Origin of the sequence: Effusibacillus pohliae DSM 22757 (assembly GCF_000376225.1) — a bacterium.
Classification (GTDB): Bacteria; Bacillota; Bacilli; order Tumebacillales; family Effusibacillaceae; genus Effusibacillus; species Effusibacillus pohliae.
In genome coordinates, this window is sequence record NZ_AQXL01000124.1 from 1 (window position 1) to 13864 (window position 13864).

Consider the following 13864-nt stretch of genomic DNA (forward strand, 5'->3'; position numbering starts at 1 on the left):
ATGAATTGATTCACGGGTACGGAGACGGATCGTTCAAGCCGGAACGGGTTCTCACTCGCGCCGAGGCTGCCGTACTGCTTGATAAATTGCAGGATAACGGCATTGTGATCGTGGGAGACCAAACCGGAACCAGCACTTCCGGCAACACTTCCGGCAACACTTCCGGCAACACTTCCGGCAACACTTCCGGCAACACTTCCGGCAACACTTCCGGCAACACTTCCGGCAACACCGTTTCCGGGCAGGCGAGCGGACAACAATAACCCACAACAACCAACAACCGGTTACTCGGTTGGAGAACCAAAAAAGGGCTGTGTCGCAAGTCGAAAGCAGACTGCCGCACAGCCCTTTCCTCCTTCATCCCCTTTAACCAGGAACCGGTAAGATTATTGCGGATTTGTGTGTTCCACGTTGTACATTTTCCATGTTCCTTCATCCGGCATCTTCTTCAGGAACACGGTGCCGCTCGAATCCTTGGTGATGGTTACGGACTCAGCACCTTTTGTTACGGTGACCTGATAAATGGCGCCTGTAAGCTCCACTGCGGCAAAGCGATTCGTCTTATTGAGTACATGGGCTGATAGTTGCCCTTTGAGGGTTGCCTCTACCGTATACCCTTCGGAAACCAAAGATTGAATGTCCTTGTTGCCCAACGCAACCCGTGCGTGGTAAAAACCGGTGTTGTAGTTTGCGTTCAGTTCATCCAGACGATTGTATTCCTTCTTTTGGAATGTGGACAGGCTTGCTTGTTCAAACCCAAGAACGACGTTTGTGAGTACTTGATCATCGGGAGCAGCGTTTTTCTCCATATTGAGGCCGTTTTTCAGCATTGCGACGGCTTCTGCGCGAGTGGCCGGGGCAAATGGTTTGAACTGTCCGTCGGGATATCCGCTTACGACGCCGGTGCTGGCCTTTTCAATATACGGTTTTGCCCAGTAATCAGGCACGTCGGTAAATGGTTTCGGCTGCCCATTAAAGGAAACGGAAGCAGAGAAAGCTTTTACCAGCAAAGTGGCCATCTCATCACGCTGAATCAGACGGTTTGGCTCAAAACGGGTGTCGCTGACTCCGCTCACAATACCCAGGGAGCTGGCGATGCGAACATATTCGGCATACCAGCTGCCGGCAGGTACGTCTTCAAACCTCTTTCCTGCCTGATCACTCTTCAAACCCAATGATTTCACCAGCAGGGTGACAAACTCCGCGCGAGTGATCGAGTTATTGGGTTTCACCTTAACGCTTCCGTCCGCCTCGGCATAACCGCTTACTACATCGGCGTACACGGCGTCATACAGCTTTTCCGTGGCCCAATGATTGTCGATGTCCACCGGGTGATATTTGGCCAGCAGATCTTCCGCCCCGATGGCATGTGCGGATGCGGCGGGGCCCAGAAAAAGGCATGCGGTCAAACATGTTTTCAACACTTTCTGAGTCAAACAACCGGATTTCTTCATTGGCAGCTCCTCTCCTATGTATGAGTCCATGCGGTCCACTAAAATTATAAAGGCAGATTTGCGAAATACAAGAATTTTACACAAAATAAATCATTGGTAATTGTTGGTGTGTTGAGAAATTTGTCATTTCAGACAGGATTTTGCCGCTTTCTTGCGAATCTATTAAGTCAGCAAATCCATTTGAGTGAGGTATGGAGATGGGAATCAAACGATCTTTGTATGTGTTTTCTCTGAGCGCCCTATTGGCCGGGGCCACCATTCAGGGTTCATTCGCCGGGAGTGTGTATGCGGCCGATTTTCGTCAGACGGTCGGAACGTTTCCGGCCGGGACGCAAGGAGTGATAACCGACACGGTCAACTTCCGCAGTGGCCCGGGGACCAGCTATTCCGTGCTATCCGTTTTGCAGCCGGGGATGGCTGTGAATGTGCTCAGCCGCAACGAGCAAAACTGGTACCAAATCCAGGTCGGAAATCAGACCGGCTGGGTGTTTGGCGACTACATCGCCCCCAAAACGCCGGATGATCCGAACATCTTTCGCATTACGCCGTATCCTGCTGAGCCCAATTTTTACGAAGTGAGAGACGGGGCGCTGTACCATGTGATCGGCACACCGGAAGCTCGCAGCGCCTCTTTCTATGTAGGGCCGGCTCCTGCGATGCTGCAGCCTGGCAATGTGTACGTCCGTGATGCGAACTACCAATTCTACCGTCGCGCGGCGGATGGGGACCTGCTGGTAGGCTCCTATACACCTCCCTACCTGACGCTCGATCTTCGCTTGCCAACCCGTGTACAGGCGGCAGACATTGATAATTTTATCCGCAGCGTTCGTCCTTCCAGCCCGTTGATTGGCAAGGGCCAGGCGTTTCTGGACGCGCAGGCGAAATACGGCGTGAATGCACACTATCTGGCGGCGCATGCCATCTTGGAAAGCGACTATGGCGAATCGATGATCGCAAAAGACAAAAACAACATATTCGGCTACATGGCATACGATTCCGATCCATATGGGTCGGCCGCTTATTTTGCCTCGATTGAGGACTGCATTAATTTTGTTGCCTATTTTGTTGCCACCCAGTATTTGAGTCCGACCGGAACTTGGTACGAAGGATCGACGCTGGCGGGTATGAACAAGCACTATGCGACCGATCCCTACTGGTCCGAAAAGATTGCCGGGATTATGGCGCGCATCCGCCCGTACAACGCAAACGACTATCAGGGAGTGAGCATTCTGCCCGTCACGGCACCGAAGCCGCCGGGCCCGATTCCGGCTCCGGTCAATACAACGCTGACTGAAACCTATCCGCAGGGAACGACCGCCGTTGTGACGGAAGATGTCAACTTTCGTACGCTGCCGTCGACGTCTGCGGGAAAATACGGGGTCTTGCCGCAAGGTACCACGCTGAACGTGCTGGGGAAAGGAATCGGCAACTGGTATAAAGTGCAATCCGGTTCCCAAACCGGGTGGGTGTACGGCGACTATATCAAGTTAGTGGAGCCGGGCGATCCGCTGCCCAGCCGGGGTGGCATGCCTGGCGGGAACCAGCCACTGTTTGCCGACATCCCGGCTGATCGCTGGTCGAAACCGTTTATCGAAGCGCTGGTCAACAAAAAGATTGTCAGCGGTTATCCGGACGGTACATTCAAACCGACCCAAAATATTACACGCGAACAAAGCGCAAAACTGTTGGTGAAGGCCCTGCAGTTGAACACGGGCAACCGACCCGCTCCGAATGTGACTGACCTGGATCCGAACAGCATCTATTACCAGGATATTGTGACCGTCCTGGCCGAGGGGATTTTTTCCGGGTATGACGGCAAGTTCCATCCGGGTGAATCGTTAACGCGCGGCCAGATGGCGTCCATCCTGGTCAAGGCATTCCGCCTGCAGGGGACAGGCAGTGACAAATTCAATGATGTAAAAGGCCACTGGGCGGCCAATGCGATCGGCATTCTGGCCGCGAACGGAATTGCCAGCGGGTATGGGGACGGGACATTCCGTCCCGACAATCCGATCACCCGCGAGGAGTTTGCCGCAATCCTGTCGAAACTGGTCAAGTGATCGTCCGAACGGGCAGGAAGATGCGCCAATAAGGGCTGACAACCGATAACCACCTGTGTAGCTGTCCGTGTGTTATAATAAATGAAAGTTACGGGGGGCGGTTGGGATGGACGAAACCAAAGTGCTGTTGAACAAAATTTTGGAACGGTTGGACATCCAAAGTGCCGAGATTAAGTCGTTGGAGGCCCGAATCAACGCGCGCTTTGAAGGGCAAAGTGACGCGATCAAGGCGTTGGAAGCCCGTATGAACGATCGATTTGAGGCGCTGGAGGACCGGATGAATGAGCGACTTGAGCAGCAAAACGCCGAGATCAAATCGCTCAGCGCGGAAATGAAGGCGATGGAGGAACGGCTTACAGATCGCTTGGATCAGCTGGAAGGAATGTGGAGTTTTCGGTTGTCTATGATATAGTTATAGGGGACGTGTAAAAGCAAGGGGTGAACGATGCATGAACACATATGAGGATGTACCTCCTGTCCTGACGATCGTGGTGCCCTGCTATAACGAAGAAGAGGTGCTGCCGGAAACGATCGGCCGGTTAAGCAAGGTGCTTGACGGACTGATCCGGGAACGCCTGATCGCCGAGGAAAGCACCGTCTTGTTTGTGGACGACGGGAGCCGGGACCGGACATGGGACATCATAGTGCAATACAACCAGTCCAATCCATATGTGACTGGACTTAAACTGGCTCACAATGCGGGCCATCAGAGCGCGCTGCTGGCCGGACTGATGAAGGCGAAACAGACGTCCGACTGCGTGATTTCGATCGACGCCGACCTGCAGGACGATGTCGATGTGATTCGCGAGTTTATCTTGAAGTTCCATGAAGGCTATGAGGTGGTGTACGGGGTTCGCAGAAGCCGTGCGACCGACACGGCGTTCAAGCGGTCCACCGCGTTGTGGTTTTACCGGTTGATGCAATGGATGGGCGTCGATATCGTGTACAACCATGCCGACTATCGGCTGACCAGCAAACGGGTGCTCGACAACCTGGAGAATTTTAAGGAAGTCAATTTGTTCCTGCGCGGCATCATCCCGTTGATCGGCTTCAAATCGACAGAGGTCTACTACGACCGGCATGAGCGGTTTGCCGGCGAGTCGAAGTACCCGCTGAAGAAAATGCTGTCGTTTGCGTTTGACGGAATCACGTCTTTCAGCGTGACACCGATTCGGCTGGTGACGGTTGCCGGCTTTCTGTTTTTCCTGATCAGCATTTTGGCTGGAGTGTACGTGCTGGTCGACAAGCTGCAGGGGGATACGGTGAGCGGATGGGCTTCCCTGATGATCTCGATCTGGTTTATCGGGGGAATTCAACTGTTGAGCCTTGGCTTGATCGGCGAATACATCGGAAAAATTTACAAGGAAGTGAAGCGGCGTCCTCTCTATATCGTGGAGGAAGAGCTGTCTTCCATTCGGAGTGCGGCACGGGAACGGGTTCGCGTATGAACCATTCGTTCGCTAGGTTTCTGTTGGTCGGCGTGTTGAATACGTTGGTGGGGCTGTCCTCCACGTACCTGCTGCTGAACGCGGTTGGATTGAACTATTGGTGGTCCACTTTTTTGGGGAACAGCATCGGGGCGGTCTGCAGTTATTTTCTCAACCGGAGCTTTACGTTTCGGTCGGATGTGAGCATCAAAAGCAGCTTTTGGAAGTTTGCTCTGGTGATTCTCACATGCTACGCCATTTCCTATTGGCTGGGATTGCTTCTGTCCTCACTCCTGCTCTCCGTGTTTGGCCGGACGGACAACAAAATCGTGGAAAATCTCGCCGTTCTCGTCAGCACCGGCGTTTATACGGTGACCAATTATCTGGGCCAACGATTTTTTGCGTTCCGACAGAAGCCGGGTGCAGCCGTTTTCGAGAAGAATTGACAACCAGAGTGGCGGAGTGTGCCTTTGCTCCGCCATTTTCCTTCAGGCCTGACTCCCGCTCTCCCTGGCCAAAACTCCGATGTACGAGACCGTTGCGATGATAAAAAACAGCAGCACCGGAAAATTGTAGCGGGGTTGTCCCTCCGTGACGAAATAGACGGCGGAGAAAAACGCGATGTTCAGCGTCACAACGGTCGTACCGAAGCCAATTGCGGATGATTTGCGAAACAGGCTTGCGGCAAGACGTTTCAAGTTTAGCAGCGTGTATACGAACCCGAACGAACTGAGCAGATACACGACCACGCTGCTGAACGACAGGAACAGATTGAGTGTTCGTTCGAACCGTACGCCGTGCGAAGGCTGCCGCAGCTGGTTCATGGTCCATTTTTCAATATCGGCCGCTCCATTGAAAAATGTATTTTTCAAACGGAGGGTCCCTAGCTGCAGGAACTCGATCGGATGGCTGAAAATCCACTGTTTGGCCGCTTCTTTATACAGCTCATCCGTCTGCGGCGGATGCTCGGGATAGGTGGTGCCTCTCTCCACAAACTTTTGTTTGAACTCGTCCGAAACTTGAATGTATTGCGGGTCCAGCCAGCCGCCGTGCCAGTTGTAGTCGTTGTTGTTGATAAACAGCACATAGCCGCCGTTGTGGGAGACAGGGATGAACAGGTGGAACGTCTGGTAATTGCGGTAGGTCCAGGGTGCAATCACGGCGGCCATCACGAGCGACACCGACAAAGTGGCGATTGCCGTTTCCCGCACCGATTTGCTGCGAATCCACTCGGCCGCCGCAAACGCGGCGGGGTAGGCGATGAAAAAAGGCCGTGTCAACGAGGCGAAAGCAATGAAAACACCGAGCAGCGGATATCGCAGACGTTTGTCAAAATTGGACAGCTGCAGCAGGAGTGTGACGGAAAGAAACAGGGTGAACAGGATTTCCGTCCCCACCACGCTTGTATAGGCAATGTAGTTCGGCAGCAGGGCGGTTGCAACATAGGCGGCATAGGTCCATTTTTTGTTTGGAAACAGCCGCCAATAAATGAAAAACAACACGGCCATCGTCAGGACGGACAAGGCCACGTTGAGATACTTTGCATAGATCAGTCCCGTTTGGCCGATCGCTTTAAAACACAGCCCCAGCACCAAAGGATACGCCATGCCTTGGAATGCAACCGGGTTTCCGTTCAAGCTGATGCCCTGGTCGTGGTAGACGCTTTCGGCGATTTTATAATACCCGAGAAAATCGGATTCCGGCACGTTCGGCACATGCACGATCCACAGATACCGCAGAATCGCGCCGATGGCTGTAATGAACGCGAAGCACATCGCGTCTGCTGCTTGCAACCGTGTTGTTGGTTTCATGGGTTCCCTCCTTCCGCTTTGCCACGCTAGATATGTATCATTATACTTTTTTTCCACTCTATGTATAAGGTCTTCAAACGAAAGGATAAAAGTCAGGGGATGTCGAATGTCCATAGGGAGATGGTACCAAAGCGTGGGGAGAGGAGACAGGAAGAGTATGTGGGAATGGTCATGGCGAAAGAAATGGACCGCGGCGGTGCTTGCAGCCGGCTTGGCAGTGCCGGCGGGAGCGGCCGTTTTCCCCGCATCGGTTCTGGCGGAAGAACAATCGATTAGCAAAAATGAGGCCACTCTGTTTCAGGTGTTCGAAACGCTGCGTGACCTGCACTGGTCGAATATCGGCGAGAACAAGCTGCTTCGGGGCGCTGTGCAGGGAATGCTGGATGCCCTGAACGATCCGTATTCGGAATATTTTACCGCGGAAGAATACCAAGAGTTCGTGAATGCGATTAACCAGAGTTACGCGGGGATCGGGATCCGGCTTGGACAGGACGAAAGCGGATACCTGGTCGATGAGGTATTCCCGTCGTCTCCCGCTGTATCGGCAGGATTGAAAAAAGGGGATCGGATTCTTGCGATCGACGGTCACGACACAAAGGGGAAACCGATCCAGGAAGTTTCCGGCTGGATCCGGGGGCAGGCGGGAAGTGCGGTCACGTTGACAATCGAACGGGCCGGACAAAACCCCTTTTCCGTAACGGTCACCCGGCGCGCGATCACACTTCCGGCGGTCACATCCACATTGTTGGACCCAGAGACCGGTTATATTCGCATCCTGTCTTTCAGCGAGTCGGCCGGGCAGGAGTTCGATCTCGCGCTGGCCGACCTGCAGCGCAAAGGCATCAAATCGCTGGTGCTGGATGTGCGGGGAAATGGCGGCGGACTGCTCGATTCGGCCGTGCATATTGCGGACCGCTTTTTGCGAGAGGGATTAATCGTTCAATTGAAGGAGCGGCAGTCGGAACAGCAAATCAACGCAGATTTGGAGGGCGTCGATCTGCCGGTGGCGGTGCTGGTTGATCAAGGGAGCGCCAGCGCATCCGAACTTTTGGCGGGCGCGTTGCAGGCAAACCACCGCGCAAAGCTGATCGGCCAGCGGACGTATGGCAAGGGGGTCATGCAGCGAGGGATGCAGTTGGCGAACGGCGATATTTTGAAGCTGACGGTCGGCCAGTTTTATTTTGCCGACGGCTCGTCGCCGCAAGGCAGCGGTCTCAAACCGGATCGATCGGTCGCCATCAAGGAACTGCAGGTGCCGGTTGCCCTGGAAACGCTTCATCCGGAGCGGAGCAAGGCGGTTCGATTTGATTTGACGAACCAGAAAACGTATGTGAATCAGGTTGAGGTGGCCGGTCAAAAGACGATCGTGAAAAATGGGAAACGGTACGTTCCGCTGCGTTTCGTGCTGGAGGCGTTGGGTTCGGAAGTCACATGGAATCCGCAGGAGCGGTCCATTTTGTTCCAATATAAAGGCCGGAATTACAAATTGTCGGTATCGAACGACGTGCTGTCGGTCAACGGCCAAGACCTGCAGATCAACACGCCGTTTTTCATAGAGTCGGGAGTTTCCTATCTGTCGATCGAGGCGGTTCAGGCTGCTTTGCAACCGAATCGTTTGAGCATTTCGCCGGATTCGATTGAGATTGCAGATTAAATCCCATCTCATGCGGGAGAACGCTAAAATGGGAGGTATAGTTTTGAAATTCTCGCGCTCCACGGCCTGCTTGTTGGCGATCCTGGCACTTGGCACAGGACTTCGCCTGCTGTGGATTTACTATGTGAACACGCAACCGGTATATGATTTCAAGCGGTATCATGATCTCGCGATGTCCCTGCTTCAGACTGGGCGTTATACACTGCCGGAAGGGCTTGATTATATCAAGTCCAACACCCTCTATATCCAGACAGGGGTTCATTATCCGACGGCGTTTCGGCCGCCGGGGTATCCATTTTTTCTGGCCGCGGTGTATGCGCTGCACCCTTCGATTTTGGCGGCCAAATTGGCAAATGTAGGGCTCAGCACGGTATGGATGGTTTGCATGTACCTGTTGGGGAGCAGGTTTTTCAGCGAACGGATTGGATTGTGGGCGGCGTTTCTGACGGCGATCTTTCCCCCCGCGATCAGCTACACCAGCGTGATCAGCACGGAGATTCTGTCTGCAGCCTTGCTGCTGGTCATCTTGTGCATTCATTTTTATCGGATCGGCCGGCCGTGGGTGAGACATCCGGTGCTCGGCTGCCTGATGGGTTTCCTGAGCCTCGTCAAACCGTATTTTATCGTGTTGCCGGCGATTTATGGCCTGCTGGTGTGGTGGCAGCAGCGGGAGCAGGACGCTGCGGCGACTATCAGGCGACGCATCGTCCGGATCGCAGTTCCGGTCCTGACGGTGACGCTGACGATGGCCGCCGTGATTTCTCCGTGGACGATTCGCAATTACCTGGTGTTCCACCGGTTTGTTCCGATTTCAACCAACGGCGATTTTGTACTGTATATCAACAACAATGACTTGAGCCAAGGCATCTATATGGATGTGATGAAAGTTCCGAATTCGATTTTCAAGACGGATCGCATTCTGAATGAGCAAGGAGAGTACAACGAGGCGGATGCGATGAAGCTGGCGCGGCAAGAGGCGATCCGCTGGATTCGGCTGCACCCGGACAAGTTCGTGCTGTTGGGGCTGACGCGGTTGGCCGTCAGTTATCTGAACGTGGGAGCCGAAATCTGGGAGTGGACCATGTCGCAAGCACAGTTGCGATTCGACCCCGTATGGATCCAGCCGCTGATTCAGGCGGAACGGGTATCCGGCCTGGTAGTGGTTGGAGGAGGGGCATTTTACAGCCTGGTGGTTCTCTTCAACTTGCTGCGCAGGCAGAAGATGAATCAACTGCATGTGATCAATCTTCTGTTTGTCGCTTTCTTTACGATGGTGATTTTCGCTTCTGAAGGACAGCCGCGCTATATGTTTGTGATGTTCCCGTTTTTTTTGCTGGGGATTGCGTGGATGGGGGCGCGGATGTCGGCCGCCCTGACAAACGACTGAGGTCCCTGGGGAGAATTTGCGAAGTGCTGCTATCACCCACGTTTCGTTCCTCCGCTTCGATGCCAGGAGTTGACAAAAACGTGATCAACGTGTCAGCAATTGACCGCTTTGCCTCAGCCAAAACAGGTACTGGGCGTTTGGCTGTCGAATGTATCCATTGTGGGTGGCAAGCCGACGGGCATCGCGCCAGGATACGGGGAAGAGGAGGACTGCTTATGAAGAATCGGTGGATACCCCTCAGGCTGAAACATTGGGTTGCTGGATTGGCGGTGATCGTCGGACTCTCTGCAGCGTCTCAGCCAACGCAGGCGGCAGGGCCGGATGTTGTGGTGTTATTGAACGGGAAGCCGCTCAGTTTTGACGTGCCGCCGCAGATCATTCAGGACCGGACGTTTGTCCCTTTCCGCGCATTGCTGGAAGCGTTGGGCGCCAATGTCTGGTGGGACGGGGCTACGAGAACCGCTTATGCGAATAAGGACGGGGTGACGGTCCGGATTCCCATCGGCAGCAAGCTGGTGTATCGCAACGGGCAGGCGATCCAAATGGATGTCGAGGCACAGCTGGTGCAAAACCGGACGCTGATTCCGTTGCGGTTTGTGTCAGAGGCGTTGGGAGCGCAAGTGGATTGGAAACCGGCGTCTGCCACCACGCCGTTGACCGTTTTCGTGCAAACCGCTTCCTCCGCGGCGAATGCGGAAACATCACCGCAGATCGAGGTGGTGAACGGGGACGGCAGGGTATCGCCGGACAAAATGCAACAGATTCAAAACTTGTTGCAAAACGGCCGTATCGGCCAGAAGGTCGCGCAAGCGTTTCGCCTGCGGTTCACGCAGCCGGTTCGTGTGTATCTGGCGGCCGACAAAGCAGGATACCGGCAAGTGATGCTCGCGCAACCCGCCCATCCCGTGAACGTGGACGAAGTGGCACAGTTTACTGATGGATTGGCCAAGGGGAATGACGTCTTCATTCCGTTATCGGAACATCCTGCGGAAAGCGATTTGAAAAATGTGCTGGCGCACGAATTGACACACGTTCTGTTTTTCCAAAACGGGCTGAACGTGATGCCGAGCTGGTTGAACGAAGGGCTCGCTTGGCACCAGGCGCTGCAGCTGGAATATGAAAATCTGCCCAATGTGGTGTCCGAAGGACGCAAGGCGGAGCTTAAGCAATATATACTAAAGGTGAAACAGGATGGCCGGCTGATCGGGTTGCTGAGCGATTCGGAGCAAACGATTGCCGCCCGCCCAGGCTACAATGTTGAGATCCAGGACTGGGCGGCAGTTGAGTACCTGATTGGGACCTACGGTTATGACAAGGTACTCGATTATTTGTCCCGTTCGAAACAATTGTGGCAGGATCCGTTTCGCTCTGTGTTTGGGCTGTCAGCCCAGAGTTTTGAAACAAACTTCAATGCGTATCTCGACAATCTGATCCAGCGAACTGACCGGGGAGTGCAAATCACATTCCGGGTGACGGATGAGTTCCACGGCCAATTCTTGCTTTTACCGAAAGGGCAGACGCAGTGGCGTGTGTATTCGCTGCCGCCCGGCGAGTATACGGTTACGGTATTACCGGATGGAACGGTCAGCGGTCTTAGCGGCGGCCAGCTGAGACAAGCGGCCGGCGCCGGCGAAATCGATGTGGTGTATGTGGGGCTTGCTCTGGAACAAGAGGTGGTGGAGCAGGGGAATGGGGTTCGTTTTGCCGGTTTTGCGATCCAGTACGGCTATGGGGAGTATTTTCTATTAAACGGGTGGAAGTCTTTCACAAACGGCTCCAACGATTACCTGGAAACCAATCGTCTATTAGGCATCGAAATCCTGCGAGTGCAATCGTTATAGCGAGCCGATGGGCAGGCCCTGCAAAAGTCATGCGGGGCCTTCCGTTGTTACGCCACCCAGCGATGCAGCGACCAGCTGTAAACGAACACCGTGAGCAGCAGCCCGAAAAGAAGGCAGAGGGCATAATACAGCCATCTATTTGCTTTGAAAAGTTCATACAGCCCCAAATAGAGCGGGAAAATCACCAAGGAATACCGCGTGTAACTGACGAAATAGTCGACCACTTGTCCTCTTGCGGGCGCGGATAAAGGAATCAGGAACAAAATCAACATCAAGATCCAATACGACAATCTCAGTTTGCGGAACGTGAACAACAGCACAACTGCGGTCAACAGAACGAACAAACCCTCCGCAAAAAAATAGATCCAGTACCAGTTAAAGGGATGCGTCAACAAATAGTTGAAGTTATAAGCGATCCCTTCGGTAAAAGTCAGCAACGGGTTGTAAAACCCTCTGCCAAACAGCGGCTGGGAGCGGGAGAACGCAAACGGATCGTGAAATTTCAACTGCAAATACGCCATATATGCAAAAAACGGAAGAAGCATGACCAACACGAGCAGAACCGACGCGCTCCGCTTGTTCAAAAATCGGCGAAATCCGCCGCGGAAGAACAGCCATACATCATTCCAGCTTTTCAGATTGAAATATTCCAGTGTATACGCAAGCGTTAAAAACACCCCCGTATTTCTTGTGATGCTCAGCAGCGAACCGCTCATTGCAGCTCTTGTCCACGAACTTGTTCGAATATAATAAAGCGTCATCAGCATCAGCATGAAATAGAGCGCTTCCGTATACACCGCCGAAAAAAAGAACGAAGTGGGGTAAACGGCAATCAACCACATGATTTTGCGAGTTTCCGTCTCGTCATAGTCGATTGCAATCAACTTGTAGGCAAAAAACAGCAGAACCAAAAAGCAACCGTTCGAAATCAGGACACCTGCTGCCGGAATGGACATAAAATGTTTGGCAGCAGCCAACAGGATCGGATAGAAAGGGAAAAATGCAGCGCTTTTCGGATCATAACCCCTCTCCGCAATCTGTCCGTACCAACCCGCATCCCAATAAAAGAAATTGTCGACCAATGCATAACGGAGACAGCCGGAAATCGAGAGTTCATCGATTCTGCCGCACGTTGCAAAAAAAGCGGGAATGACAACCAATAGTTTGTTGACGAAAAATACGAGAAGGATAAATGGAAACATGCGCAAAGATCCGCCCACTTCCTTTCAAATCGCTCCACATAGCGCGAACAGTCGGGTCTTCGTCAAACAAGGAACCTGACAGGCGTCAGATTCCTTGTTCGTTCAACAATCCCCGCAAATACTCCGCCAGCTTGTCTTTCATTTCGGACCGCTCTAGGGCAAATTCCAGATTCGCTTTCAGATAGCCGAGCTTGTCCCCGATGTCATACCGTTTGCCCGCGATCTCACATGCATACACTCGCCGGTGGCTGCACAGGGCGTCAATTGCATCGGTCAGCTGGATTTCGCCGCCGACGCCCGGTTCGGTCGCTTCCAGGTAGGCAAATACTTCCGGCTCAAGAATGTAACGTCCAATGATCGCAAGATTGGATGGCGGGTTGGAGATCGGCTTTTCCACCACGTGGCTGACCGGGAAGGCGCGATCCCCCTGGGCTGTCGGCGCCACAATTCCGTAACGATGCGTTTCCTCTGCAGGCACTTGTTGCACTCCGAGAACGCTGGCCTGATATTTTTCGTAAACGTCAATCAGCTGCCTCAGTGCGGGTGTGTGGCTGTTGACGATGTCATCCCCCAACAGCACCGCGAACGGCTCATTGCTGATGAAGTTCTTCGCGCAAAGCACGGCGTGTCCGAGACCGAGCGCCTCTTTCTGACGGATGTAATGGATGTTCGCCATATCGGAAATGTGGCGCGTTTCTTCCAGCAAATCCTTTTGATCTTTGCTTTCCAACAGCAGTTCCAGTTCGATGGAACGGTCAAAATGATCCTCGATCGCCCGTTTGTTGCGTCCCGTGATGATCAGAATGTCCTGGATGCCGGAAGCAACCGCTTCTTCCACAATATATTGAATGGTGGGCTTGTCCACGATCGGCAGCATCTCTTTCGGCTGTGCCTTGGTAGCAGGGAGAAACCGGGTTCCCAGTCCGGCAGCGGGTATGACCGCCTTGCGAATCGACATGAAAAATGACTCCTTTTTGATAGAGTGTTAAAAAGGTATTCGACAAAAAGTCAGGAATTCCTTTCTGGCA

General features: G+C 53.3%; 12 protein-coding genes. 8 read left to right on the plus strand and 4 right to left on the minus strand.

The annotated features are described in order from the left end of the window. Positions 1-263 (plus strand): S-layer homology domain-containing protein (locus C230_RS20155; RefSeq protein ID WP_040393425.1); only part of this gene is annotated, 263 nt, incomplete at its 5' end. A gap of 123 nt (positions 264-386) precedes the next feature. On the opposite strand, the gene C230_RS0111145 is transcribed toward C230_RS20155, so the two are convergent. Next, a complete protein-coding gene (locus tag C230_RS0111145; protein ID WP_018132117.1) occupies positions 387-1454 on the minus strand; it encodes an S-layer homology domain-containing protein in 1068 nt (355 codons plus the stop codon). A 197-nt stretch (positions 1455-1651) separates the two neighbouring features. On the opposite strand from C230_RS0111145, the gene C230_RS21395 reads away from it, so the two are divergent. The 4 genes from C230_RS21395 to C230_RS0111170 all read left to right on the plus strand — a co-directional run bounded on the left by C230_RS21395 (position 1652) and on the right by C230_RS0111170 (position 5387). Further along, complete coding sequence (locus C230_RS21395; RefSeq protein WP_018132118.1) at positions 1652-3514, plus strand: S-layer homology domain-containing protein; 1863 nt, start codon at positions 1652-1654, stop codon at positions 3512-3514. A gap of 106 nt (positions 3515-3620) precedes the next feature. Then, the gene (locus C230_RS0111160; protein WP_018132119.1) at positions 3621-3926 is read left to right on the plus strand and encodes a hypothetical protein; all 306 of its coding nucleotides are present in this window, start codon (positions 3621-3623) and stop codon (positions 3924-3926) included. Between the two features lie 37 nt (positions 3927-3963). After that, positions 3964-4962, plus strand: coding sequence for a glycosyltransferase family 2 protein (locus C230_RS0111165; protein WP_018132120.1), 999 nt, complete (start codon positions 3964-3966; stop codon positions 4960-4962). Then, a complete protein-coding gene (locus tag C230_RS0111170) occupies positions 4959-5387 on the plus strand; it encodes a GtrA family protein (RefSeq protein ID WP_018132121.1) in 429 nt (142 codons plus the stop codon). The genes C230_RS0111165 and C230_RS0111170 overlap by 4 nt, the downstream gene beginning before the upstream one ends. 42 nt (positions 5388-5429) lie before the next feature. Here the strand turns inward: C230_RS0111170 and C230_RS0111175 are convergent, their stop codons facing one another. Beyond that, positions 5430-6752: a glycosyltransferase family 39 protein gene (locus tag C230_RS0111175; protein WP_018132122.1), complete on the minus strand. Its 1323-nt coding sequence runs from the start codon at positions 6750-6752 to the stop codon at positions 5430-5432. A 157-nt stretch (positions 6753-6909) separates the two neighbouring features. Here C230_RS0111175 and C230_RS22580 point away from each other — a divergent pair, with 157 nt between their 5' ends. From C230_RS22580 to C230_RS21405, 3 genes are all read left to right on the plus strand, one after another. Continuing rightward, complete coding sequence (locus tag C230_RS22580; protein ID WP_018132123.1) at positions 6910-8406, plus strand: S41 family peptidase; 1497 nt, start codon at positions 6910-6912, stop codon at positions 8404-8406. 43 nt (positions 8407-8449) lie between these two features. Further along, the gene (locus tag C230_RS0111185; protein WP_018132124.1) at positions 8450-9793 is read left to right on the plus strand and encodes an ArnT family glycosyltransferase; all 1344 of its coding nucleotides are present in this window, start codon (positions 8450-8452) and stop codon (positions 9791-9793) included. Positions 9794-10008: 215 nt separating this feature from the next. Then, positions 10009-11634 (plus strand): stalk domain-containing protein, encoded by a 1626-nt coding sequence (locus C230_RS21405; RefSeq protein WP_018132125.1) that lies wholly within the window; start codon positions 10009-10011, stop codon positions 11632-11634. Positions 11635-11681: 47 nt separating this feature from the next. Here the strand turns inward: C230_RS21405 and C230_RS0111195 are convergent, their stop codons facing one another. Together C230_RS0111195 and galU are read right to left on the minus strand one after the other, a co-directional pair. After that, the gene (locus tag C230_RS0111195; RefSeq protein ID WP_156807435.1) at positions 11682-12836 is read right to left on the minus strand and encodes a hypothetical protein; all 1155 of its coding nucleotides are present in this window, start codon (positions 12834-12836) and stop codon (positions 11682-11684) included. Positions 12837-12921: 85 nt separating this feature from the next. Then, positions 12922-13794, minus strand: coding sequence for a UTP--glucose-1-phosphate uridylyltransferase GalU (gene galU / locus C230_RS0111200; RefSeq protein ID WP_018132127.1), 873 nt, complete (start codon positions 13792-13794; stop codon positions 12922-12924). Positions 13795-13864 lie beyond the last annotated feature (70 nt).

Bases quoted from the DNA above. Each gene is read 5' to 3' on its own strand.
- C230_RS0111145 (WP_018132117.1), bottom strand. From the start codon at position 1,454: ATGAAGAAATCCGGTTGTTTGACTCAGAAAGTGTTGAAAACATGTTTG.
- C230_RS21395 (WP_018132118.1), top strand. From the start codon at position 1,652: ATGGGAATCAAACGATCTTTGTATGTGTTTTCTCTGAGCGCCCTATTG.
- C230_RS0111160 (WP_018132119.1), top strand. From the start codon at position 3,621: ATGGACGAAACCAAAGTGCTGTTGAACAAAATTTTGGAACGGTTGGAC.
- C230_RS0111165 (WP_018132120.1), top strand. From the start codon at position 3,964: ATGAACACATATGAGGATGTACCTCCTGTCCTGACGATCGTGGTGCCC.
- C230_RS0111170 (WP_018132121.1), top strand. From the start codon at position 4,959: ATGAACCATTCGTTCGCTAGGTTTCTGTTGGTCGGCGTGTTGAATACG.
- C230_RS0111175 (WP_018132122.1), bottom strand. From the start codon at position 6,752: ATGAAACCAACAACACGGTTGCAAGCAGCAGACGCGATGTGCTTCGCG.
- C230_RS22580 (WP_018132123.1), top strand. From the start codon at position 6,910: ATGTGGGAATGGTCATGGCGAAAGAAATGGACCGCGGCGGTGCTTGCA.
- C230_RS21405 (WP_018132125.1), top strand. From the start codon at position 10,009: ATGAAGAATCGGTGGATACCCCTCAGGCTGAAACATTGGGTTGCTGGA.
- C230_RS0111195 (WP_156807435.1), bottom strand. From the start codon at position 12,836: ATGTTTCCATTTATCCTTCTCGTATTTTTCGTCAACAAACTATTGGTT.
- galU (WP_018132127.1), bottom strand. From the start codon at position 13,794: ATGTCGATTCGCAAGGCGGTCATACCCGCTGCCGGACTGGGAACCCGG.